The following is a 22,759-nucleotide window of genomic DNA, read 5'->3' as shown; positions in this document are numbered from 1 at the left end:
CGCCATGATCCGCAAGCACATCGCCCGCGCACTGCGGGCCGAGCAGCGCAGCGCGCACCTCGCGGTGCACCGTCCCGCCGGGCAGCCTGAGCGTGAGGGGGCGCGTACCGATGTCGTCATCGAGTGCGGCTGGGGGCGCTTGCTGCCAGCACAGACCTGGCGTGAAGCTGCCGGTCTGGCCGAGGCGCTGCTGGCCGAGCGTCCGGGCCAGCGCGACATCGCCTTCTACGTCGAGAAGCCGCACGTGGTCGTGGCGCATGCTCCGCAGCAGCTCTTCCTCGATCCATCCGAGGCCTTTCGTCTCAACCTCGCCACGTACCGCATTCCCTCGCAGCGCGCGGGGCGCAGCGGCTTCACGCTGCGCCGGCTGCGCACGCGCGCCGATGTGGCGGCGATCAACGTGCTTTACCGTGCGCGCCGCATGGTGCCGGTCGATGCCCAGGCGGTATGGAAGGCGCGTGCCAGCCGGGCGATCACCTACGCGCTCGCCGAGGATCGCGCCAGCGGCGAGGTGATCGGCGTGGCGATGGGTCTGGACCACGTCGAGGCCTTCGCCGACCCGCAGCACGGCGCCAGCCTGTGGGCGCTGGCGGTGGCGCCGCAGGCTGCGCACCCGGGCGTGGGCGAGGCTCTGGTGCGCTATCTGGCCGAGCACTACCAGGCACGCGGGCGCGAATGGATGGATGTCTCCGTGCTGCACGACAACGAGCAGGCGATCGCGCTCTACGACAAGCTAGGCTTCCACCGCATCCCCGCGTTCGCGGTCAAGCGCCGCAACGCGATCAACGAGCCGCTGTTCACCGGCAGCGGCGAGGCGCTGCAGGACCTCAACCCCTACGCGCGGCTGCTGGTCGACGAGGCTATACGGCGCGGCATCCATGCCGAAGTAATCGATGCCGAGAATGGCTATTTCCGCCTCACCCTGGGCGGACGCAGCATCGTGTGCCGCGAATCGCTCTCGGAGCTGACCACTGCGGTGGCGATGAGCCGATGCCAGGACAAGCGTGTCACGCTGAAGCTGCTGGCCGGTGCGGGCTTGTCCGTGCCACGCCAGGTGAGCGCCGAGGACGAAGCCGGCTGGCAGGCGCTGCTCGCGACCTGTCGGGCGGTGGTCGTCAAGCCGGTCGAGGGCGAGCAGGGCAAGGGGATCAGTGTGGATCTGCGCTCGGGCGAGGAGGTGCGTGAAGCCATCGCGCGTGCGCGGCAGTTCTGCGATCGCGTGATCGTCGAGCAGTTCTGCGAGGGCGAGGATCTGCGCATCGTCGTCATCGACCAGCAGGTGGTGGCGGCTGCGGTGCGACGACCGCCGGTCGTGGTGGGCGATGGGCGCAGCACGGTGCGCGAGCTCGTCGAGCGCCAGAGCCGGCGGCGGGCCGCGGCGACGGGAGGCGAGTCGCGCATTCCGCTGGATGCGGAAACCCTCCGCTGCGTGGCCGCGCAGGGCCATGCGCTCGACAGCGTGCTGCCGCCCGATTGCCGGCTGCAGGTGCGCAAGGCCGCCAACCTGCACACGGGCGGCACCATCCACGACGTGACGGCTGTGCTGCACCCGGCGCTGCGCGAGGCGGCAGAGGCGGCGGCGCGCACGCTCGACATCCCGGTGACGGGGCTGGACTTTCTGGTGCCGGCGGTCGATGGGGCGGACTACGTGATCATCGAGGCCAACGAGCGCCCCGGATTGGCCAACCATGAGCCCCAGCCCACCGCGGAGCGCTTCATCGACCTGCTGTTTCCGCGCACGCGCGCCGTTGCGGGTTGAACGCGTGACATTCGCAACCAGGGGCGGTACTGCGCTAGGGACCGCGTTCGCGCATTTCGCCGTCCGGCTGGCCTCACGCCTGCATTCGGCGGCAAGGGTGTTCCGCCCCATACCGAAAGGAGAACGAGACCATGAACATCCCCCGCCTCCGGGAGTCGCTTCCCCCGATCGACTATGCCTATCTGGAAGAGACGATGCTGCAGTTGCTCGCCATCCCCAGCCCGGTGGGGCTGACCGATGCCGTGGTGCGCTACACCGCAGGCCGGTTCGAGGCGCTCGGCATCCCCTACGAGATCACCCGTCGTGGCGCGATCCGCGCCACGCTCAAGGGGCAGGCCGCGCAGCCGGCGCGCGCAGTGGTGGCCCACCTCGACACCCTGGGGGCGATGGTCAAGTCGCTCAAGCCCAACGGACGCCTCGAGATCGTGCCCATTGGACACTGGTCGGCGCGTTTCGCCGAGGGCGGGCGGCTCACCATCTTCACCGATCACGGCCAGGTGCGTGGCACCTGTCTGCCCCTGAAGACCTCGGGCCACGCCTTCGGCGGCGAGATCGACACCCAGCCGGTGGGCTGGGAGTACGTCGAGGTGCGGGTGGATCTGCCGGTGGAGGACCGTGCCGCGCTGTCCGCGGCGGGGATCGAGGTGGGGGACTGGATCGCCTTTGACCCCCAGCCCGAGATCCAGCCCGACGGTTACATCAACTCGCGCTACCTTGACGACAAGGCTGCGGTGGCGGCGCTGCTTACCGCCTGCAAGGCCGTACGCGATCACGGGCTGGTGCTGCCGGTGGACGTGCATCCGCTATTGACCATCACCGAGGAGATCGGCTCGGGTGCGTCGGCTGCGCTGCACGGCGAGATCGCCGAGATGGTGAGCCTGGACATCTCGATCGCAGCCCCCGGGCAGAACACCTCCGAGCACGCGGCGACGGTCTGCATGCAGGACATGTCGGGGCCTTTCGACTACCACCTCACGCACAAGCTGATCGCGCTTGCGAAGGAGCACGGCATCCCGCATCGGCGCGACATCTTCCGCTACTACCGCTCGGATTCCGCGGCTGCGGTGGAGGCCGGCAATGACATCCGTACCGCGCTGATCGGCTTCGGTGCCGACGCCTCGCACGCGCAGGAGCGCACCCATCGTGATGCGCTCGAAGCACTCACGCGGCTGGTGGTTGCCTACGTAGCGAGCGAGCCGGTGGCCCGGCGCGACTGCCGCTCCATGGGCTCGCTCGACGGCTTTACCGAGCAGATCTGCCCTTGCGACATGTCGGTGCCCAGCACGCAACTGCCAGAGCCCGAGTCCTTCCTCTCAGCGCTCGAGAAGGTGGAACCCTCGCCGGGCTCGCCAGATCGCGGCTGAGTGTGTGGGTCTCGTTGGCCGGGGGCGCATCTGACGTGATGTCCGTACGCACGACTGCGCCGGGAGGCTGGGTTCGCGCAGGGCTCGGCACCGCCTTCAGCACGCGCCTTGGTAGCGCGATGTTGCAGTGCAAACGGGGGCTTATCTGTTGTATCTTATAGAGGACTTTTGTCCCCCCGGCATTGACGTGCCCGCTCCCCAGGTCACATGCTCTGCCGGTGATGCGCTGCCGCCGAGGTGGTGCTTGTCGATACCTAGCCAGAGAGCCAGAAACATGACTGAACGAGTGAAGTGCCAGCGCCTCGAAGTGGCGGCCAACCTGAAGCGTTTCATTGAAGAAGAAGCCCTGCCGGGCAGCGGCGTGGAGGTCGCCGCGTTCTGGTCGGGTTTCGATGCGCTGGTACATGATCTCGCGCCGAAGAACGCAGCGCTGCTCGCGGAGCGCGACCGCATCCAGTCCGAGGTTGACGCCTGGCACCGCGCCAACCCTGGTCCGATCCAGGACATGGCCGCCTACAAGGCCTTCCTGCAATCCATCGGCTATCTGCTGCCGGTGCCTGCCGGCGCCAAGGTGAGTACCGCGAACGTGGACGACGAACTCGCCGTCCAGGCGGGGCCGCAACTGGTTGTGCCGGTGATGAACGCCCGTTACGCCCTCAACGCCGCCAATGCGCGCTGGGGTTCGCTCTACGACGCGCTCTACGGCACCGACGCCATTCCGCAGCAGGGGGGCGCCGAGCTGACCAAGGGCTACAACCCGGTGCGCGGCGAGAAGGTCATCGCCTTCGGTCGCAAGGTGCTCGACCAGGCAGCACCGCTCGCGGGCGCCTCGCATGCGGATGCGACCGCGTACGCGGTTTCCGGCGGTAAGCTGGTGGTCACGCTCAAGGGTGGTGCCACCGCCGGCCTGCAGCAGCCCGGGCAGTTCGTCGGCTTCCAGGGGGACGCCGCAGAACCCCGTGCGGTGCTGCTGAAGAACAATGGCCTGCATATCGAGGTGCAGATCGACCGGAATGGCGCGATCGGCAAGAGCGACGCCGCGGGTGTGAACGATCTGCTGATGGAAGCCGCGCTGTCGACCATCATGGATTGCGAGGACTCGGTCGCTGCGGTGGACGCAGACGACAAGGTGGTGGTGTACCGCAACTGGCTCGGCCTGATGACCGGCTCGCTGGAAGACACCTTCGAAAAAGCTGGCAAGCCGATGACGCGCCGACTGAACGCGGACCGTGAATACACCGGTGCCGACGGCCAGGCGGTCAGGCTGCATGGGCGCGCGCTGCTCTTCGTGCGCAACGTCGGCCATCTGATGACCAACCCCGCCATCCTGTGGGGCGAGGGCAAGGAAATCCCCGAAGGCATCCTGGATGCGGTGGTGACGACGCTAATCTCGAAGCGTGATCTCGAGCGCAAGGGCAATTCCCGCAAGGGCAGCATCTACATCGTCAAGCCCAAAATGCACGGCCCGGCGGAGGTCGGTTTCGCCGACGAACTGTTTACCCGTGTGGAGCAACTGCTAGGGCTGCCGGCCAACACCGTCAAGCTCGGCATCATGGACGAGGAGCGCCGCACCAGCGTGAACCTGCGCGCCTGCATCGCCGCCGCACCGGCGCGCGTGGCCTTCATCAACACCGGTTTCCTCGACCGCACCGGCGACGAGATGCACACCTCGATGGAGGCGGGCCCGGTGATGCGCAAGGGCGACATCAAGAACAGCAAGTGGATCGCCGCCTACGAGCGCCGCAACGTGCTGATCGGTCTGGCCGCCGGCCTGCGCGGCCGCGCCCAGATCGGCAAGGGCATGTGGGCCATGCCCGACCTGATGGCTGCAATGCTCGAGCAGAAGATCGGCCATCCCAAGTCCGGAGCCAACACCGCCTGGGTGCCGTCACCGACCGCCGCCACCCTGCACGCGCTGCATTACCATCAGGTGAATGTGTCGGCGGTGCAGCAGGAGATCGAGAAGCTCGATCTGGACAAGGAGGCCGAGGCCCTGCTCGACGATCTGCTTACCATCCCGGTGGTGGCGAAAGCCGAGTGGAGCGCCGAAGAGCGCCAGCAGGAGCTCGACAACAACTGCCAGGGCATCCTCGGCTACGTGGTGCGTTGGGTGGAGCAGGGCGTGGGGTGCTCCAAGGTCCCGGACATCAACGACATCGGCCTGATGGAAGACCGCGCCACCCTGCGCATCTCCAGCCAGCACATCGCCAACTGGCTGCGCCATGGCGTGGTGCCAGCCGAACAGGTCGAGGCGACGCTGCAGCGCATGGCCGCGGTGGTCGATGGCCAGAACGCGGGGGATCCGCTCTATCGTCCGATGGCGCCGAACTTCGACGCCTCGGTGGCCTACCAGGCCGCGCGTGCGCTGATCTTCGAGGGCTGCGCCCAGCCCAGCGGCTACACCGAGCCGCTGCTGCACCGCTACCGCCAGCAGTTCAAGGCGAAGATCGGCGCCTGACCGCTTCGCAGACCCGCATCAAAAAGGCCGTGCCCGCAAGCTTTCGCGGGCACGGCCTTTCTTCGTTTTGTGGAGCGCACGCACCCGCAGCGGATCGCTCGCGGGTGCGCGTCAGCGTCTTACCAGAGCTGCCACCAGGGGCGGTCGTCTTCCGGTCCGCCGCGGAAATACACGCTGTCGGGGAAGTTGGCGTGCATCACCCGGTCGGCGTCGTCGCGCAGCTGGGGCATGCCCATGACGTCGTAGCTCTTTACGAGCAGGAACAGCGCTTCCTCGATCGCAGGCGCGTCGGGGAAGTTGGCGACCGCCGTCTGTGCGCGGTTGACCGCCGCCACGTAGGCGCCGCGGTTGTAGTAGTAACGCGCCACATGAACCTCATGCTTGGCGAGCGAGTTCACCAGATACTGCATGCGCGCCCGGGAATCGTCCGCATAGCGGCTCTCGGGGAAGCGCTCCACCAGTTCGCGGAAGCTGTCGAAAGCCTCGCGCGCACCCTTGGGATCGCGCTCGGAGAGGTCCTGGCGCGAGAGATTTGCGAGCAGGCCGAGGTCTTCGTTGAAGTTGACCAGGCCCTTGAGGTAATAGGCGTAATCGACGTTCTGGTGGTTGGGGTGCAGCTTGATGAAGCGGTCTGCCGCGGCCAGCGCAAGGGCCTGCTCGCCCTGCTTGTAGTAGGCGTAGGCAGATTCAAGCTGGGCCTGCTGTGCGAAGCGGCCATAGGGATAGCGCGCCTCGAGCTTTTCGAACAGCTGGATCGCCCGGTCGTAGCCGCCCTCGGACATCGAGGTCTTGGCCTCGGAGTAGAGCTTCTGGGCATTCCATCCTGCCGTCTCGTCGATCTGTTCGGGCAGCAATCCGCAGCCGCCAAGCAGCAGTGCGCCAATGAGGGCGGCTTTTGCCGTTAAACTTCCGGGGGTGAACCTGGCCATCGAAAGCACTCGCGTGAATGAACCCGAAGATTATATCCCAGCCGACGACGCGGACTCGTGCGATGCAGTGACGATTCCTGCAGCGCTCGGCGGCCTGCGCCTCGATCTGGCGCTGGCCAGGCTCTTTCCCCAGCACTCGCGGAGCCGCCTGCAGGGCTGGCTCAAGGATGGCTTCATCCGCGTCGATGGCGCCAGGCCCGATGCGCGGCGAAAGGTTTGCGGTGGCGAGTCCGTAGAAGTCGATGCGCCGCCCCCACCCGAGATCGCGGCCGAGCTGCCGGAGGACATCCCGCTCGGTATCGTGTTCGAGGACGAGCATCTGCTCGTCGTCGACAAGCCCGCCGGACTGGTCGTGCATCCGGGCAGTGGCAACTGGAGCGGAACGCTGCTCAATGCGCTGCTTCACCATGACCCTGCGCTGGCCGCCGTGCCGCGCGCCGGCATCGTGCACCGGCTGGACAAGGACACCACGGGTCTGATGGTGGTTGCGAAGACGCTCGTGGCGCAGACGGAGCTGGTGCGCCAGCTGCAGGCGCGCACGGTAAGGCGCCATTACCGGGCGCTGGTGCTGGGCGACGTACGCGCTGGCGGCACGGTCGATGCGCCCATCGGCCGGCATCCGTCGCAGCGCACGCGCATGGCGGTGGTCGGCAACGGGCGGCCGGCGCTCACCCACTACCTGGTCACGGCACGATACGCACGCACGACACTGGTGGAATGCAGGCTCGAAACCGGGCGCACGCATCAGATTCGCGTGCACATGGCGCACCTCGGCCATCCGCTGGTGGGCGACCCCGCGTACGGGGCGCGCCGCTGCGGCGATCCGCGCCTGGATGACTTCGGCCGTCAGGCCTTGCACGCGTTCCGGCTCGGGCTCGTGCATCCGCACAGTGGCGAGGCGATGCTGTGGGAGGTGCCGATGGCGGCCGACCTTGCGGCGCTGCTCGCCGCCCTGGAGCCGGAAAGGCGATGACCGTGCCCCAGGCGACGATCCTGCCTGGGCTCGTCGAGGTCTCGCCCGGGCTGATGCGGCCGGACTGGGTGCTGCCCGCCGGGGTGCAGGCATGTGTGACCACGCGGGCGGGCGGCGTCAGCCTTGCGCCGTATGCTTCGTTCAATCTCGGTGACCATGTTGGCGACGATCCGGCCGCAGTGCGCGCCAATCGGGCGCGCCTGCAGGCCGAACTGCGCGTTGCGCCGCTGTGGTTGTCGCAGGTCCATGGGGTTGTCGTGGCCGACGCCGACTGCGCGCAGGGATGCCCGGAGGCCGACGCCGTTCTGGCCCGCACCGGTCGCCGTGCGTGCGCGGTGATGACCGCCGACTGCCTGCCGGTGCTGTTCTGTGCGGATGATGCCTCGGTGGTTGCAGCGGCCCATGCGGGCTGGCGCGGGCTTGCTGCGGGCGTGCTCGAGCGCACCGTGATGGCGATGAACGTTCCGCCTGCGCGGGTAAAAGCCTGGCTGGGGCCGGCGATCGGCCCGCAGGCCTTCGAAGTTGGCGATGAGGTGCGGGCGGTGTTTGTCGCGGATGACCCTGGGGCCGCATCGGCCTTTGCGCCTGGCCTGGCGGGGGGCAAATGGATGGCCGACCTGTTCGCGCTCGCACGCCGCAGGCTCGCGCGAGCAGGCATTCACGATGTCGCGGGGGGCGGCCTATGCACGGTGTCCCGCACCGATGACTTCTTCTCCTATCGCCGCGACGGGCGCACCGGGCGCTTTGCGTCGCTGATCTGGCTGGAAGACGACCGGGCGCGCTGAACCGGCCGCATTCCGCGGGTGACCGTGATGCGCCGGCCAGGCATCCGCACTGCATGAGGCGTCCGACGGCTGGCGCTATTGATCGGCGCCCGTTTCGGCTCTATCGTTGCGGACAAGGGCTTCCTGCTCGGCCTCGCGCTCGAGCCGGCGCCGGCGACGCGCCGGCGTGCCGAACAGCCACAGGAACAAGGCCAGCGGTGCGAGGCCCCAGAACACGAAGGTAAGGACGGCTGCGACAATCGTGTCCTCTGCTGCAGCGACGAGGATCACGACGTAAAGCCAGGCGATGGGAACGAGGTACATGAGCGGATTCTAGCGCGTGCCATCGCGTGAGGGTCCGCAATCGGGTTCGGCGCGTGCGTCCGTTGCGCACGGCAGCGAAACAGGGTCAGGAGATACGTGGATGACGGATTCAACGGGCAAGCAGACACCCCCGGGCATGCAGGCGATGTACGCCGCGGGTCAGGCGATGGCGCAGGGCTTCTTCGAGGCGCTCGCACGCCAGCATGCAGCGATGCAGGATTCCTCCGGTCTCGCGGCGCAGAAGCTGCCGCTGCCCGAGGCCGAGGCGCTCGGGGCGATGCAGAAGGCGTTTGCGGAGAAGCACGCCGCGTTGTGGTCCGCGATGCTCGCGCGCAAGGGCGGCGAGGCGGGTGAGCCGGTTGTGCAGGCCGAGCCCGGCGACAAGCGCTTCAATGCCCCGGAATGGTCCGAGAGCCCGGTGTTCGACTACGTTCGCCAAGCCTACCTGCTCAATGCCGGATACCTGCGGCAGATGGCCGAGGCCATGCCGATCGCCGACGGCCGCGCCAAGGCGCGCATCCAGTTCCTGACGCGGCAGTACATCGACGCGCTGGCACCGAGCAACTTCGCCGCCACCAACCCCGAGTTCATCAAGACCGCGGTCGAGACCAAGGGCGAGAGCATCTCTCGGGGCATCCAGAATCTGCTGGGCGACCTCGAGAAGGGGCGCATCTCGATGACCGACGATTCAGCCTTCGAGATCGGCCGCAACCTCGCTTTGTCGCCGGGCTCGGTGGTGTTCGAGAACGAGTTGATGCAGCTCATCCAGTACGCGCCGCTCACCGAAAAGGTGGCGCAGGTGCCCCTGCTGATCGTGCCGCCCTGCATCAACAAGTTCTACATCATGGACCTGCAGCCCGAGAACTCGCTGGTGCGCTTTGCCGTCGAGCAGGGCAACACGGTGTTCCTGGTGTCGTGGCGCAACCCGCGTCCGGACAGTGGAGGGCACTTCACCTGGGACGACTATCTCGAGCAGGGGCCGTTGGCCGCGCTCGAGGTCGTGCGCTCGATCACCCGCAACAAGAAGCCCAACGTGCTCGGCTTTTGCGTGGGTGGCACCATCCTGACTTCGGCGCTGGCGGTCGCGCGTGCGCGCGGTGAGGATCCGGTTTCCAGCCTGACCTTGATGACCACGCTGCTCGACTTCGCCGACCCGGGCGAACTCGGCTGCCTGGTCGACGAGGCCGGGGTGGCTGCGCGCGAAGCCGCAATCGGCAAGGGCGGCGTGCTCAAGGGGCAGGAACTGGCCAACGTGTTCTCCTTCCTGCGCGCCAACGACCTGGTGTGGCAGTACGTGGTGGGCAACTACCTGAAGGGCAACAAGCCGGCCGCCTTCGACCTGCTGTACTGGAACTCCGATTCGACCAACCTGCCGGGGCCCTTCCTCACCTGGTATCTGCGCAACATGTATCTCGAGAACAACCTGCGCGTGCCGGGCAAGCTCAGGATGCTCGGGCAGAAGATCGATCTCGGCAAAGTGAACATGCCGGCCTATCTGCTGGCGGCGCGCGAGGACCACATCGTGCCGTGGAAGAGTGCATACCTGGCGCGCAACCTGCTGGGGGGCGATACGACCTTCGTGCTGGGCGCGAGCGGCCATATCGCCGGCGCGATCAACCCCGCTTCGAAGAACCGGCGCAGCTACTGGGTCTCGGGAGCGCATCCGGCCGATCCCGACGAGTGGTTCGAAGGCGCCGAGGAACACAAGGGCAGCTGGTGGCTGCATTGGGCCGAGTGGCTGCGCGCGTACGGCGGCAAGCAGGTGGCGGCGCGCGGTCGCCTCGGTAGCACGAAATACGAACCGATCGAACCGGCTCCCGGCCGCTACGTCAAGGAGCGTGCCTGAGGGCCATTACCGGTTCGGCGACGGCAGCGGATCGGACGGTCGCTGCCGGAGCATCGATTCCCGTCCAGCAGAAGAGAACCCGTTCAGGGAGAGGAGAAGACTATGGCAAGAGTTGCACTGGTAACCGGTGGCATGGGTGGTCTCGGTGAAGCGATCTGCATCAAGCTTGCTGCGCTTGGCTATAAGGTCGTCACTACGCACTCTCCGGGCAACAGCAAGGCCCAGGAGTGGCTGCAGGCCATGAACAACATGGGATATGGCTTCAAGGCGTACCCGTGCGACGTGTCGGACTTCGATTCCTGCAAGGCCTGCGTGGAGCAGGTGAGCAAGGAAGTCGGGCCGGTCGACGTTCTGGTCAACAACGCGGGGATCACCCGTGACATGACGTTCAAGAAGATGACCAAGGCCGATTGGGATGCGGTCATCGAGACCAACCTCGATTCGGTGTTCAACATGACCAAGCAGGTCATGGACGGGATGCTCGAGCGCAAGTGGGGCCGCGTGATCAACGTGTCCTCGGTGAACGGTCAGAAGGGCGCCTTCGGGCAGACCAACTATTCCGCTGCCAAGGCCGGCATGCACGGCTTCACCAAGGCGCTGGCGCTGGAGGTGGCGCGCAACGGCGTGACCGTCAACACGATCTCGCCGGGTTACATCGGCACCAAGATGGTGATGGCGATCCCGCAGGAGATCCTCGATTCCAAGATCCTGCCGCAGATCCCGGTGTCCCGTCTGGGCAAGCCGGAAGAGATCGCCGGCCTGGTTGCCTACCTGGCGTCGGACGAGGCCGCTTTCGTGACCGGAGCCAACATCTCGATCAACGGCGGTCAGCACATGTTCTGATTCCTCTCCGGCCGAAAGGCTGCGAGGACCGCGACGGGCGCACTCCGCGAGGGGTGCGCCCGTTTTCCTGTGCGTGCAGAACCATTCGCAGGGGTATTGCGTTGCAGCAAAGCCGCTCAACAGTCGATATAATGCCTCGGCGAGGCGGCTGATGCGCTGCCGCAACTCATGCCGGAATCCGGGCCGTGTCTTGTGTACCGGCGGGTTCTCGGTTTCGACAACTGCTCCACAAGGATTCCAAGATGTCCCAGAAAATCGCTCTCGTCACCGGCGCCATGGGCGGTCTCGGCACGGCGATCTGCCAGTCGCTCGCGAAGGACGGCTACAAGGTCGTTGCCAACTGCCTGCCCAACTTCGAGCCGAAAGGCGCCTGGCTGTCCGGCCAGCGCGAACTGGGTTTCGAGTTCGTCGCGGCAGAAGGTGACGTCTCCGATTATGAGTCGTGCAAGGCCATGGTCGAGAAGATCGAGGCAGAGGTCGGCCCGATCGACGTGCTGGTGAATAACGCCGGCATCACCCGCGACAAGTTCTTCCCGAAGATGGAGAAGGGACAGTGGGACGCGGTCATCAGCACCAACCTGAACAGCCTGTTCAACGTCACCCACCACATCTCCGCCAAGATGGCCGAGCGTGGCTGGGGCCGCATCATCAACATCTCCTCGGTCAACGGCGTCAAGGGCCAGGCCGGCCAGACCAACTACTCGGCCGCCAAGGCCGGCGTGCTCGGCTTCACCAAGGCGCTCGCCGCCGAGCTGGCCAACAAAGGGGTCACGGTCAACGCCGTCGCGCCGGGCTACATCGGCACCGAGATGGTCATGGCCATCCGTGAGGACATCCGCCAGGGCATCGTCGACACCGTGCCGATGAAGCGCCTCGGCCGTCCGGACGAGATCGGCGACCTGTGCGCCTACCTCGCTTCCGACAAGGCAGCCTACATCACCGGCGCCACCATCAACATCAACGGTGGCCTGCACATGTGCTGATGTACCCGCGCATGTGAACAATGCCGCGAAACCCCGTCCGCTGGCGGGGTTTCGCGGTTTTTCGCATTGTGTAGCACGATATAATCCGACGGTAAAGCAAGCGGATGCGGAGCCGCCGAGGAGACCCAGAAATGCCGGAACAGCAGCGCCTGATCAAGAAGTATCCCAACCGCCGCCTGTACGACACGCGGACGAGTTCCTACATCACCCTCAACGACGTGAAGGATCTCGTGCTGGGACACGAGCAGTTCCAGGTCGTCGATGCGAAGACCGGCGAGGACCTCACGCGCAGCATCCTGCTGCAGATCATCCTAGAGGAGGAGGCGGGTGGCGCGCCGATGTTCACCAGCGATCTGCTCGCGCACATGATCCGCTTCTACGGCAACGCGATGCAGGGCATGATGGGCAAGTATCTCGAGAACAACATCAAGGCCTTCACCGACATGCAGGGCAAGTTGCAGGATCAGGCCCGCGCGATCTACGGTGAGAACAGCCCGGTCGGCCAGGATCTGTGGGCGCAGTTTCTCAACTTCCAGGGGCCCGCGCTGCAGAGCATGATGGGCGCCTACGTGGATCAGTCCAAGAAGATGTTCGAGCAGATGCAGGGCCAGCTCGAAAGCCAGACCCGCAACATGTTCAGCGGTTTCCAGTTTCCAGGTTATCAGCCGTCCGAAGACGACGCCCAGGGCGCCGGACGCAAGGACCCGAACCAGAAATGAGCGCCTTGCCGGGGTGCCGCATTGCGGCGCCTTCCGGTGCAGGTGCCCCGACCCGACAGGCTTCCCACGCATGACCACCTTCAAGACCCCGGACCTGCCGCGCGTCGGCTTCGTTTCCCTCGGCTGCCCCAAGGCCACCGTCGACTCCGAGCACATCCTCACCCGCCTGCGCGCAGAGGGTTACAGCATTTCGGGCAGCTATGACGATGCCGACCTGGTGGTGGTCAACACCTGTGGCTTCATCGATGCCGCGGTCGAGGAGTCGCTCGACGCGATCGGCGAGGCGCTTGCCGAGAACGGCAAGGTCATCGTCACCGGCTGCCTCGGTGCCAAGGACGACGTGATCCTCGCCGCGCACCCGCAGGTGCTCGCGGTCACCGGCCCGCACGCCACCGAAGAGGTGATGCACGCGGTGCACAGGCATCTGCCCAAGCCGCACGACCCCTTCACCGACCTCGTGCCGCCACAGGGCATCCGCCTGACGCCGCAGCACTACGCCTATCTCAAGATCTCCGAGGGCTGCAACCACCGCTGTACCTTCTGCATCATCCCGTCGATGCGCGGCGACCTCGTCAGCCGTCCGATCCACGAGGTCATGCGCGAGGCCGAGGCGCTCGCCGATGCGGGCGTCAAGGAGTTGCTGGTGATTTCGCAGGACACCTCGGCCTACGGCGTGGACGTCAAATACCGCACCGGCTTCTGGGGCGGGCGTCCGATCAAGACACGCCTGCTTGATCTTGCCAGGGCGCTCGGCGAGCTTGGCATCTGGATCCGCATGCACTACGTGTATCCGTACCCGAGCGTCGACGAGCTGATCCCGCTCATGGCCGAGGGCAAGATCCTCCCGTACCTGGACGTGCCCTTCCAGCACGCCAGCCCGCGCGTCCTCAAGGCCATGAAGCGCCCGGCCAACGCCGAGAACGTGCTCGAGCGCGTGCGCAAGTGGCGCAGCATCTGCCCCGAGCTCACCATCCGCTCGACCTTCATCACCGGCTTCCCCGGCGAGACCGAGGAAGACTTCGAGATGCTGCTCAACTTCCTCGAGGAAGCCCAGCTCGACCGAGTAGGGGCTTTCGCATACTCGCCGGTCGAGGGTGCGGCGGCCAACGATCTGCCTGGTGCGGTGCCGGACGAGGTGCGCGAGGAGCGCCGTGCGCAGCTGATGGACTTCCAGGAAGACATCTCCACCCAGCGCCTCGAGGCCAAGATCGACCGCGAGATGACCGTGCTGGTGGACGAGGTCGATGAGGAAGGCGCACTGGCGCGCTCATCAGGCGATGCGCCCGAGATCGACGGCCTGGTCATCATCCCCGATGCCGAGGGCCTCGCCCCCGGCGACTTCGTGCGCGTGCGCATCACCGACTGCGACGTGCACGACCTCTACGCCGAACGGCTGGACTGAACCCGATGAGCCCGGCGCGCATGCGGAGCCTCCTCCCATGACCGGCGCGGGTGCTCTGGGTGCGCTCCGCATGGGGGTGCCCGATGCAACGGGCGGGCCGGTGATCGGTCTCGCCCTCGGCAGCGGCGCGGCACGCGGCTGGGCGCACCTGGGGGTGCTGCAGGAGCTTGCGCGCGAAGGCATACAGCCGCAGATCATCACCGGTTGCTCGATTGGCGCCTTCGTTGGCGCGGCAGCGGCTTCGGGCGATCTCGACCGGCTCGTGCGCTGGGCCGAGGCGCTCAAATGGCAGGACGTGGTCTCGCTGCTCGACGTCTCCCTGCGTGGCGGCCTGATCAAGGGGCAGAAGCTGATCGACTTCTTCGAGCGCAACTTCGTCGATCGCGACTTCTCTGAACTGGACGCCCGCTTTGCCTGTGTCGCCACCGAGTTGTCCTCGGGCCGTGAGATCTGGCTGCACGATGGCAGTGTGGCCGCTGCGGTGCGGGCATCGATTGCACTGCCCGGGCTGATGACGCCGGTGCGCCATCAGGGGCGTCTGCTGATCGACGGAGGGTTGGTCAACCCGGTGCCGGTGTCGCTGTGCCGCGCCATGGGGGCAGACGTGGTGATTGCCGTCGATCTCGGCTCGGACATGGTCGGGCGCGCGTTCCGCCGTGCTGCGGTGGAGCCTGCGCCAGAAGAGGAGACCGAAGCCGGCTGGACCGAGCGGCTGCTGGCGCGCTTTGGCATGACGGGCGATGAGCCGGCGACCGCGACGGGGGCCAGGCAGGGACGCCAGGGTGATATGGGCTGGAGCCAGCGCCTGTTTGCCAGCATGGGCCTGAGTGCCGATGGCGCTGCCGCGGGTGCGGCAGCCGACGCGGACAACCTGCCTTCGCTGGTCTCGGTGATCAGTTCGAGCATCAACATCATGCAGGTGCGCATTGCGCGCAGCCGCCTCGCGGGCGAGCCGGCGGACGTGCTGATCTCGCCCCGCGTCGGGCAACTCGGGCTGATGGACTATCACCGCGCAGACGAAGCCATCGCGGAAGGTGTTGCAGCGGTGGGGCGTGCGCGCCCCTTGCTGCGCGAACTACTGGGTACCGGTGAGGACGCCGACTCGGTCCAGCAGGCGGGGCAGGGAAGTCAATGAGGCCGGATCCGTCTGCGTTGCGCGCGCGGTTGCGCGCCATCGTTGGCCCGGCCAATGTGCTGGACTCGGCACAAGATATGGCGGCCCATCTGAGCGACTGGCGGGGGCGCTATCACGGCGAGGCACTGGCCGTGGTTCGTCCGGGTGACACGGCCGAGGTGTCCGCGGTGGTCGCTGCCTGTGCGGCTGCAGGTGTGGCCATGGTGCCGCAGGGCGGCAACACCAGCCTGTGCGGCGGTGCAACTCCCCTGGGCGACAGCCGTGCGGTGGTGGTGAGTCTGACGCGCATGAAGCGCATTCGCGCGCTCGACGCAGAGAACGACACCCTGACGGTCGAAGCCGGATGCACGCTGGCCCAGGTGCAGGCAGCCGCCGCAGCGGCAGATCGGCTCTTTCCACTTGCACTCGCCTCCGAGGGCAGTTGCATGATCGGCGGAAATCTCTCGACCAATGCCGGAGGCGTCCAGGTCCTGCGTTACGGCAACACGCGCGATCTGGTACTCGGCCTGGAGGTCGTGCTTGCCGACGGGCGGGTCTGGGACGGACTGCGCGGCCTGCGCAAGGACAACACCGGCTACGATCTCAAGCAGCTCTTCATCGGCGCCGAAGGGACCCTGGGCATCATCACCGCAGCCGTGCTCAAGCTGTTTCCGGCCATTCGCTCACGCGCCACGGCCTGGGCTGCAGTACCCGACCCTCAGGCGGCAGTGCGCCTGCTGGGGCGGTTGCGGGCTGAATGCGGCGACCGTGTGAGCGCGTTCGAGATCGTTGGCCGTGCGGCGCTCGATCTCGTGTTGCGCCACATTCCCGGGGCTCGCGATCCGCTCGCGGATGCTGCGCCCTGGGCGGTGCTGGTGGAGCTCGGCGATCCTGGGCTCGGTGCGCCGCTGGCGGAGCAACTCGAAGAGGCGCTCGCCACGGCTGCTGACCTGGGCTTGGTGACCGACGCGGCGATCGCGGCCAGCGGGTCGCAGGCGCAGGCATTGTGGGCGCTGCGCGAGAACATCTCCGAGGCGCAGCGCATAGAGGGTGTCAGCATCAAGCACGACGTCTCGGTGCCGGTGAGCCGCATTCCCGAGTTCCTGGAGTGCGCAGGCGCTGCGCTGCGCCAGCGCTGGCCCGATGTGCGCATCGTGGCGTTCGGGCACATCGGCGATGGCAACCTGCACTACAACCTTTCTAAGCCCGAGGCCGGTGACAACGCCAGCTTCATCGCCAGCACCCCCGAGGTCAATCGCGTGGTGCACGATCTGGTGCATACACTTGGCGGCTCGATCTCGGCCGAACATGGCCTTGGCCAGCTCAAGCGCGAGGAAATTGCGCGCTACAAATCTCCACTGGAGCTTGAGCTCATGCGCAGCATCAAGCAGGCGCTCGACCCGCGTGCGCTGATGAATCCGGGCAAGGTCCTGCCGCCCGCTTGCGCGGACCCGGGCGAGGGCTTGAAGGGGATTCCGGACAACACCATTACAGGGCCCTGACGCCCGGGAGCAAGCACGATGCGCAAGATCATGGTGGCCAATCCGAAGGGGGGCAGTGGGAAGTCGACGCTGGCGGTGCATCTGGCAAGCTGGTTTGCCAGGAACGACGAGGTCGTCTGCCTGGGCGATCTCGATCGACAGCAGTCCACTCGGTACTGGCTGAGTGAACGCCCGCAGCACCTCGCTCCCATACGCCATTGGGATGTGTCCGGCGATGAGTTGCCGGCAGCACCCAAGGAGTGCACGGTCGCGGTGCTGGACAGCCCCGCAGGACTGCACGGAAAACGCCTTAAGGCCTTGCTGAACGAGATGGACAAGGTGGTCGTGCCGGTTTCTCCGTCGCGCTTCGACATGATGGCTAGCCGCGAATTCTTCGAGGAGCTCTCTGGCACGAAGGCCGTACGCAAGGACAAGGTCGATATCGGGATCATCGGCATGCGGGTCGATCCACGAACCAACGCATCGAAGCAGCTGGTGGAGTTTCTGCAGCAGTTCGACCTGCCGCTGGTAACCTGCATCCGTCAGGCGCAGCGCTATGTTCACGCGGTCGAGTCCGGGGTGACGCTTTTCGATGCGAGCAACATCGATCCGGTCGATCGGCTGCAGTGGAAGCCGCTGCTGGACTGGCTGGTGAAGCGGCGTTGATGGTGGGCGAAAATGAAAGAACCCACCGCGAAGGGTGGGTTCTTTCATTCGTGTGCTAGTTTCACCATCCGCTTGTACGGGAGGTAACACACCGAATTTTTGGGGCGACATACCGGTTTCGAACCGGTGACCTTTGGAGCCACAATCCAACGCTCTACCAACTGAGCTAATGCCGCCACTACCAGATTCCGGTCAAGCCGAAACCCTGAAAACCGTCCTGGCCTGCCCGGCAGGGATCGAACCTGCAACCCCCGGCTTAGAAGGCCGGTGCTCTATCCAATTGAGCTACGGGCAGATTCCCGCGGGCATTCGAGGTGTGAGCTGGTCGGGGTGGAGGGATTCGAACCCCCGACATCTTGCTCCCAAAGCAAGCGCGCTACCGGACTGCGCTACACCCCGAGAGCCGCGAACTATACAGACTCCACATCGATGCGTCAAACGGATTCTGCGCGTTTTTTACGCATGCACGGCGCGATGCCATTCGCGTACGGCATGCAGCAGGTTGAGCAGCAGCCAGCCGAATTCGATCACCACCAGGATGCCTGCAAGCGGGGTCAATACGGGTACGAACACGGCGAGGAAGAGGGCGCCCAGCGCAAACTTGTGCACCACGATCTGGCCCCGGATCAGGTTGTCGGGGAGCAGCTTCTTCATGTTCGGGGCGCGGACCCGCGCCTGGGTGAGGTGAAGCCAGGTAAGGAAGGGAACGATCTTGTACAGCATGGCGGTGATCGCCCCGGCGAAGGTACCGTGAAGGACGAGCACGCCGGCGAGCACCGGCCATTGTTGCGCATCGTGGAACAGGGATAGCAGCAGCGCCACGAGGCTGCCGATCAGCGCGAACATCGACAGCCGGAAGGCACGGAAGGGCGCGTCGGGCGTGCTGCGGCGCGTGTTGCGCTGCAGCCTGAGTGTCTGAAAGGCGAATCCACCCGCGAGCACGAGCAGCAGGCTGCCGAGTACCGTCACGGTGAGGTCGAGGTCTGCGAGCAGGCCAGCCGACCACAGTGAGAGCACGGCGAGCGTGAGCGGCGCCCAGAGCCGGGTGAAGCGTGCAGGGTAGGCGGGCGTGATCTGGAACATCGGCACCACGACCCAGCTCGTGGCGGCGAGCAGCAGCCCTCCCCAGCCCAGCCAGGCCCATACCGCATGCAGGTCGACCAGCGTGGGCAGCGGGAAGGGCACGGGCAGACCGCGTACGAGCGCAAACGCGAGCACCACGCCGAGCACCGTGGTCAGGGTCAGCGCGACGAGGGCGAGGCGCAGGTCGCGCGGAGTCCGACTGGCTCCGTGCGCAGGTGCAGCGCGCAGAAGCGCCAGCAGGCTCGCGGCTAGGAACGTGACCAGCCCGCCCGCGAGCAGCACGCCACCCGCGATGATGGCGTTGGGTGAGCCCGCGCCCAGACCGTAGGCCAAGCTTGCCGCACCGGCGCCGACTAGTGCGTGCGTGACGGTGGCGACCGGAAGCGGGGCAGGAAAACTCGCACCCACGGCCACGGGCAGGATCTGCAGCAGCGCGCCGAGCATTACCTGGAGCATGAAGCCGGCGGCGAAGAGGTGAACGGCGGCCAGGGCGCCGGGCGTCCAGCGCGAAACGAGGAGGTCCGCATCCGCGAGCAGCAGGAAGCCCGCCGCAATGCCGAAAAGCGGCGCAGTCAGGAAGAAACGCAGCGGAGCGGAGAGCGGAGGCGTGTCCTCGTACGCGAGCCCGGGATTCGCACTGCTCATGGGCGAGAGATCAGGATCTCGACACAGCCGTCTTCGCGGAAACGCTCGTCATGCAGATAACCGTCACGGTCGAGTACGCGCAGGAGCGGATGTGGCATGCGGTCCAGAAGGAGGGTGAAGCTGTCGCCGCCCTGCAGGGCCATGATGGCTTCCATTGCGCGTTCAAACGGTTCGGGCGGCTCCAGGCCGCGGGCATCTACAGTCCGGGGATTCATGCGGCGTACTCGTGGGTGATTCGTTGCCCAAGCGTTTCGACGAGCGCCTCGCGCTGGTCGCCGAGGCGCATGTCGCACATCGGGTAAAGGATGTTCTCTTCCTTCATGTTGTGCTGCTGCATCATGATCAGCAGGGTCTCGGCCTCGCCGGCAAACTCTTCCGCGTCGCGGCTGCGCAGGGCGGCACGCAGTTGTGCGAACGAGTTGCGCATTTCGGCATGCTCGCCGCGCATCACCTGGGTCGGGCCCTGCGTCATGCCCGTGGCCGCCTCGAAGCGCGGGAAGAGTTCCTCCTCTTCGGCGCGGAAATGCGCTTCAACCCCTTCGGCGAACGCTTCGAAGGCCTCGGTCGCACCTTCCCAGTCCTTCTTGTTGACGAGGGTTTCGGCCCGGGCAAAGTCGTGGTCGCAACTGCGGTGATCGTGCGTCATCAGTTCTGCGATCGAAGTCATTTTTTGCTCCAGCGGTGAGTCCCGTGAATATTCCGGATCGCGTGCGCGAAGGCATTGATGCGAGTCAAGTCGACTCCGACGACGACCCCGTCGGCATCGATTCTTGCGTCCTGCGCGGGCTCGCCGCGGCGGCGCGGCGCAGGCAGAATGCGGCCTTTCTCCGCCACGGAGTTTCCCGGGATGCAGTCGAGTGCCGTGCCGAGCGCGTGGGGGCGGATCTTTCTGCCCTTTGCGCTGGGCTATTACCTGTCCTACTTGCTGCGTACGGTCAATGCGGTGATCTCTCCCGCCCTGACCGCCGATCTCGGCCTCACCGCGGCAAGCCTCGGGTTGCTGACCAGTACCTACTTCCTCGCCTTTGGCCTGGCGCAGATTCCAGTGGGCATTGCGCTCGACCGCTTTGGCCCGCGTCGGGTCGAGGCCACGCTGCTGCTCGTCACGGCGCTCGGCGCAGCCCTGTTTGCGCTCGGGGACGGCCTGCACACGCTGGGCGTGGCGCGGGCCCTCATCGGGCTGGGCGTGTCCGCATGCCTGATGGCGGCGCTCAAGGGATTTGCGCTGTGGTACCCGCGCGAGCGGCAGAGCTCGATGACCGGTTACATCATGGCGGCGGGGGCGCTCGGGGCACTGACGGCGAGTACGCCGCTCGAGGCCGTGCTACCTGTGCTGGGCTGGCGCGGAGCGTTCTGGATCATCGCCGCGGTGTCGGTGGTAGCTGCGGCGGTGTTGCTGCGCAGCCTGCCGGACGTGCCGGCCGATAGCTCGCGCGGCGGGCTGGCCGATGCGATGCGTGCGTTGGGTGGGATCTACACCTCGCCCGCATTTCTTCGCCTTGCCGCCTCGTCAGCCGCCTTCATTGGCAGCTTCATGGCCCTGCAAAGCCTGTGGGCGGTGCCGTGGATGATGCATGTGAATGGGCTCGGGCTCGCACAGGCGGCCGGCATGCTGGTGGTGCTAAACCTCGGTAGCTTCGCGGGGCAGCTGTCGATCGGCTTGCTGGGCGTGCAACTCGCGCGCCGTGGCGTCGAACCGCTCACGCTGCTGCGTTCGGGCTATGTCGCACTGATGCTCGTGCAACTCGCGATCCTGAACGCGTTCGGGCCGGTTTCGTTACTGTGGTTCCTGTTCGGTTTCTTCTCCGCGGTGAACTCGCAGAGCTATCTGGCTGCTTCGCGGGGCTTCGAGCCTGCGCTGTTCGGCCGGGTCAGTACGGCGTTGAACCTGATGGCCTTTGCGGGCGCTTTCGCACTGCAGTGGGGCCTGGGTTTTGGGCTCGATGCGCTGGGTGCGCGCGGCCACGCGATGACGGAGGCGCTGCAGCTCAGCTTTGCGGGGCTGCTCGCGCTCCAGGTCCTTGCCTATGTGCCGCTCCTGTTTCCGGGGGCGCGGCGCAGTTCCAGTGCTTGAGATGGCGGTCCGCCACGCTCACGCCGCACGCCCGCAGGCTACGCCCGAGGACCACGCCCACTGGAAGTTGTAGCCACCCAGGTGACCGGTGACGTCCATCACTTCACCGACGAAGTACAGGCCCGGTACCCCGCGTGCTTCCATCGTCCGGGACGACAGGGCATGCGTGTCCACGCCGCCCAGCGTGACCTCCGCCTTGGCGTGGCCCTGTGTGCCGGATGGGTTCAGCTGCCAGTTCGCCAGCCGGTCGGCGATGGTACGCAGTTCGGTGTGTCGATACTGGTTCATGGGCTTCGTCCAGCCATGCAACTCGCACCATGCTTGGGCGAAGCGGCGCGGCAGCCGTTCCGCGAGCAGGTTCGGGAGCAGGCTGCGCGCCTGTGCATTCGACAGCAGCCATGCCTGTGCGTCGCAGCCGGGTAGCAGGTTCAGGCTCAACGGCTCGCGCTCGCCCTGCACGTAGGTCTGTGCTTGCCAGTAGCTCGACACCTGCAGGATCGCGGGACCGGACAGACCGCGGTGGGTAACCAGGGCGGCTTCGCGGAACACCGGTCCGGCGCAGTGCGCTTCGACCTCCAGTGAGATGCCTGCCAGGGGCGCGAGGCGTTCGAGGGTTTTGGGCGACAGCGTGAGCGGAACCAGCGCCGGGAGCGGCGGAACGACCGGCAGCCCGAACTGCCCGGCGATGCGGTAGCCGAAGGCCGTGGCACCGATCTTGGGGACAGCCAGCCCGCCGGTGGCGATGACCAGCGAATGCGCGTAAAAGCGACCGCGATCGGTATCTACCTGAAAGCGGGCCGGTGCGGCCTCCGGCGCATGGCCGATCTCGTGCACGGTGGCCGGCATCGCCCACTCCACGCCGCCGTCCTCACACTCGGCGCGCAGCAGGTCGATGATCTGCTGCGCAGAGTCGTCGCAGAAGAGCTGGCCCCACTCGCGCTCGTGGAAGCGGACGCCGTGGCGCTGGACCAGTTCGATGAAGTCGCCCGGGGTGTAACGGGAAAGTGCCGAGCGCACGAAATGCGGGTTACGGCTCAGATAGTTCTCCGGGCCGACACGAAGGTTGGTGAAGTTGCACCGGCCGCCCCCCGAAATCCGGATCTTTTCGGCGAGGCGCGTCGCGTGGTCGATCAGCAGTACGCGCCGACCGCGCTGCCCCGCAGTGGCGGCGCATATCATGCCCGCAGCGCCCGCGCCGAGGACGATGACGTCGAAGTGAGCGTCGCCGCCCGACGTGGCGGAGATGGATGCTTGCGTCACGGCCTTACCTGTGCGGGTGAAAGCGGCGCAGAATACGGTTTCGGGACTCTTGCCGCAATGCGGTAATTGCGG

20 protein-coding genes and 3 tRNA genes are annotated in these 22,759 nt (G+C 66.5%); 14 read left to right on the top strand and 9 right to left on the bottom strand.

Annotated elements, in window-relative coordinates:
- The first annotated feature begins 4 nt into the window (after positions 1 to 4).
- The 3 genes from ngg (at position 5) to ACNKW1_RS03115 (ending at position 5,581) form a co-directional block, all read left to right on the top strand.
- A complete protein-coding gene (ngg, locus tag ACNKW1_RS03125; RefSeq protein WP_418363126.1) occupies positions 5 to 1,759 on the top strand; it encodes an N-acetylglutaminylglutamine synthetase in 1,755 nt (584 codons plus the stop codon).
- Positions 1,760 to 1,890: 131 nt separating this feature from the next.
- Positions 1,891 to 3,123 (top strand): osmoprotectant NAGGN system M42 family peptidase, encoded by a 1,233-nt coding sequence (locus ACNKW1_RS03120; RefSeq protein ID WP_418363125.1) that lies wholly within the window; start codon positions 1,891 to 1,893, stop codon positions 3,121 to 3,123.
- A gap of 274 nt (positions 3,124 to 3,397) precedes the next feature.
- Complete coding sequence (locus ACNKW1_RS03115) at positions 3,398 to 5,581, top strand: malate synthase G (RefSeq protein WP_418363124.1); 2,184 nt, start codon at positions 3,398 to 3,400, stop codon at positions 5,579 to 5,581.
- Between the two features lie 119 nt (positions 5,582 to 5,700).
- On the opposite strand, the gene ACNKW1_RS03110 is transcribed toward ACNKW1_RS03115, so the two are convergent.
- A complete protein-coding gene (locus tag ACNKW1_RS03110) occupies positions 5,701 to 6,510 on the bottom strand; it encodes an outer membrane protein assembly factor BamD (protein ID WP_418363123.1) in 810 nt (269 codons plus the stop codon).
- A 13-nt stretch (positions 6,511 to 6,523) separates the two neighbouring features.
- On the opposite strand from ACNKW1_RS03110, the gene rluD reads away from it, so the two are divergent.
- Together rluD and pgeF are read left to right on the top strand one after the other, a co-directional pair.
- Entirely contained in the window at positions 6,524 to 7,483 is a 960-nt protein-coding gene (rluD, locus tag ACNKW1_RS03105) for a 23S rRNA pseudouridine(1911/1915/1917) synthase RluD (RefSeq protein ID WP_418363122.1), read from the top strand.
- Entirely contained in the window at positions 7,480 to 8,268 is a 789-nt protein-coding gene (gene pgeF / locus ACNKW1_RS03100) for a peptidoglycan editing factor PgeF (protein ID WP_418363121.1), read from the top strand. Before rluD ends, pgeF begins: the two co-directional genes overlap by 4 nt.
- Positions 8,269 to 8,343: 75 nt before the next feature.
- On the opposite strand, the gene ACNKW1_RS03095 is transcribed toward pgeF, so the two are convergent.
- Complete coding sequence (locus tag ACNKW1_RS03095) at positions 8,344 to 8,571, bottom strand: hypothetical protein (protein ID WP_418363120.1); 228 nt, start codon at positions 8,569 to 8,571, stop codon at positions 8,344 to 8,346.
- Positions 8,572 to 8,671: 100 nt separating this feature from the next.
- Here ACNKW1_RS03095 and ACNKW1_RS03090 point away from each other — a divergent pair, with 100 nt between their 5' ends.
- The 8 genes from ACNKW1_RS03090 (at position 8,672) to ACNKW1_RS03055 (ending at position 17,625) form a co-directional block, all read left to right on the top strand.
- Complete coding sequence (locus ACNKW1_RS03090; protein WP_418363119.1) at positions 8,672 to 10,417, top strand: PHA/PHB synthase family protein; 1,746 nt, start codon at positions 8,672 to 8,674, stop codon at positions 10,415 to 10,417.
- 102 nt (positions 10,418 to 10,519) lie between these two features.
- On the top strand, positions 10,520 to 11,260 hold the full coding sequence (locus ACNKW1_RS03085) for a beta-ketoacyl-ACP reductase (protein ID WP_418363118.1): 741 nt from the start codon (positions 10,520 to 10,522) through the stop codon (positions 11,258 to 11,260).
- A 242-nt stretch (positions 11,261 to 11,502) separates the two neighbouring features.
- Positions 11,503 to 12,243, top strand: coding sequence for a beta-ketoacyl-ACP reductase (locus ACNKW1_RS03080; RefSeq protein ID WP_418363117.1), 741 nt, complete (start codon positions 11,503 to 11,505; stop codon positions 12,241 to 12,243).
- 131 nt (positions 12,244 to 12,374) lie between these two features.
- Entirely contained in the window at positions 12,375 to 12,962 is a 588-nt protein-coding gene (gene phaR, locus ACNKW1_RS03075) for a polyhydroxyalkanoate synthesis repressor PhaR (RefSeq protein ID WP_418363116.1), read from the top strand.
- Positions 12,963 to 13,032: 70 nt separating this feature from the next.
- Complete coding sequence (gene rimO, locus ACNKW1_RS03070) at positions 13,033 to 14,364, top strand: 30S ribosomal protein S12 methylthiotransferase RimO (protein WP_418363115.1); 1,332 nt, start codon at positions 13,033 to 13,035, stop codon at positions 14,362 to 14,364.
- A gap of 37 nt (positions 14,365 to 14,401) precedes the next feature.
- On the top strand, positions 14,402 to 15,499 hold the full coding sequence (locus ACNKW1_RS03065; protein ID WP_418363114.1) for a patatin-like phospholipase family protein: 1,098 nt from the start codon (positions 14,402 to 14,404) through the stop codon (positions 15,497 to 15,499).
- 77 nt (positions 15,500 to 15,576) lie between these two features.
- Entirely contained in the window at positions 15,577 to 16,980 is a 1,404-nt protein-coding gene (locus tag ACNKW1_RS03060) for an FAD-binding oxidoreductase (protein ID WP_418363113.1), read from the top strand.
- 18 nt (positions 16,981 to 16,998) lie between these two features.
- On the top strand, positions 16,999 to 17,625 hold the full coding sequence (locus tag ACNKW1_RS03055) for a ParA family protein (RefSeq protein ID WP_418363112.1): 627 nt from the start codon (positions 16,999 to 17,001) through the stop codon (positions 17,623 to 17,625).
- 100 nt (positions 17,626 to 17,725) lie between these two features.
- On the opposite strand, the gene ACNKW1_RS03050 is transcribed toward ACNKW1_RS03055, so the two are convergent.
- The 6 genes from ACNKW1_RS03050 to ACNKW1_RS03025 all read right to left on the bottom strand — a co-directional run bounded on the left by ACNKW1_RS03050 (position 17,726) and on the right by ACNKW1_RS03025 (position 20,020).
- A tRNA-His gene (locus tag ACNKW1_RS03050) sits at positions 17,726 to 17,801 on the bottom strand.
- 42 nt (positions 17,802 to 17,843) lie between these two features.
- Positions 17,844 to 17,920, bottom strand: a tRNA-Arg gene (locus ACNKW1_RS03045).
- Positions 17,921 to 17,947: 27 nt separating this feature from the next.
- A tRNA-Pro gene (locus tag ACNKW1_RS03040) sits at positions 17,948 to 18,024 on the bottom strand.
- 57 nt (positions 18,025 to 18,081) lie between these two features.
- Positions 18,082 to 19,353, bottom strand: coding sequence for a hypothetical protein (locus ACNKW1_RS03035; protein ID WP_418363111.1), 1,272 nt, complete (start codon positions 19,351 to 19,353; stop codon positions 18,082 to 18,084).
- Positions 19,350 to 19,568, bottom strand: coding sequence for a DUF2249 domain-containing protein (locus tag ACNKW1_RS03030; protein ID WP_418363110.1), 219 nt, complete (start codon positions 19,566 to 19,568; stop codon positions 19,350 to 19,352). Before ACNKW1_RS03030 ends, ACNKW1_RS03035 begins: the two co-directional genes overlap by 4 nt.
- Positions 19,565 to 20,020, bottom strand: a complete 456-nt coding sequence (locus ACNKW1_RS03025; protein WP_418363109.1) for a hemerythrin domain-containing protein — start codon at positions 20,018 to 20,020, stop codon at positions 19,565 to 19,567. Before ACNKW1_RS03025 ends, ACNKW1_RS03030 begins: the two co-directional genes overlap by 4 nt.
- Before the next feature lie 180 nt (positions 20,021 to 20,200).
- On the opposite strand from ACNKW1_RS03025, the gene ACNKW1_RS03020 reads away from it, so the two are divergent.
- On the top strand, positions 20,201 to 21,427 hold the full coding sequence (locus tag ACNKW1_RS03020) for an MFS transporter (protein WP_418363108.1): 1,227 nt from the start codon (positions 20,201 to 20,203) through the stop codon (positions 21,425 to 21,427).
- A gap of 18 nt (positions 21,428 to 21,445) precedes the next feature.
- Here ACNKW1_RS03020 and ACNKW1_RS03015 read toward each other — a convergent pair whose 3' ends face one another.
- Positions 21,446 to 22,687: an NAD(P)/FAD-dependent oxidoreductase gene (locus ACNKW1_RS03015; RefSeq protein ID WP_418363107.1), complete on the bottom strand. Its 1,242-nt coding sequence runs from the start codon at positions 22,685 to 22,687 to the stop codon at positions 21,446 to 21,448.
- Positions 22,688 to 22,759 lie beyond the last annotated feature (72 nt).

The organism is Thauera sp. WH-2, assembly GCF_048321015.1.
Taxonomy (GTDB): Bacteria; Pseudomonadota; Gammaproteobacteria; order Burkholderiales; family Rhodocyclaceae; genus Thauera.
The sequence above is the reverse complement of the archived record's forward strand: the minus strand, read 5'-3'. Positions and strand labels throughout refer to the sequence as shown.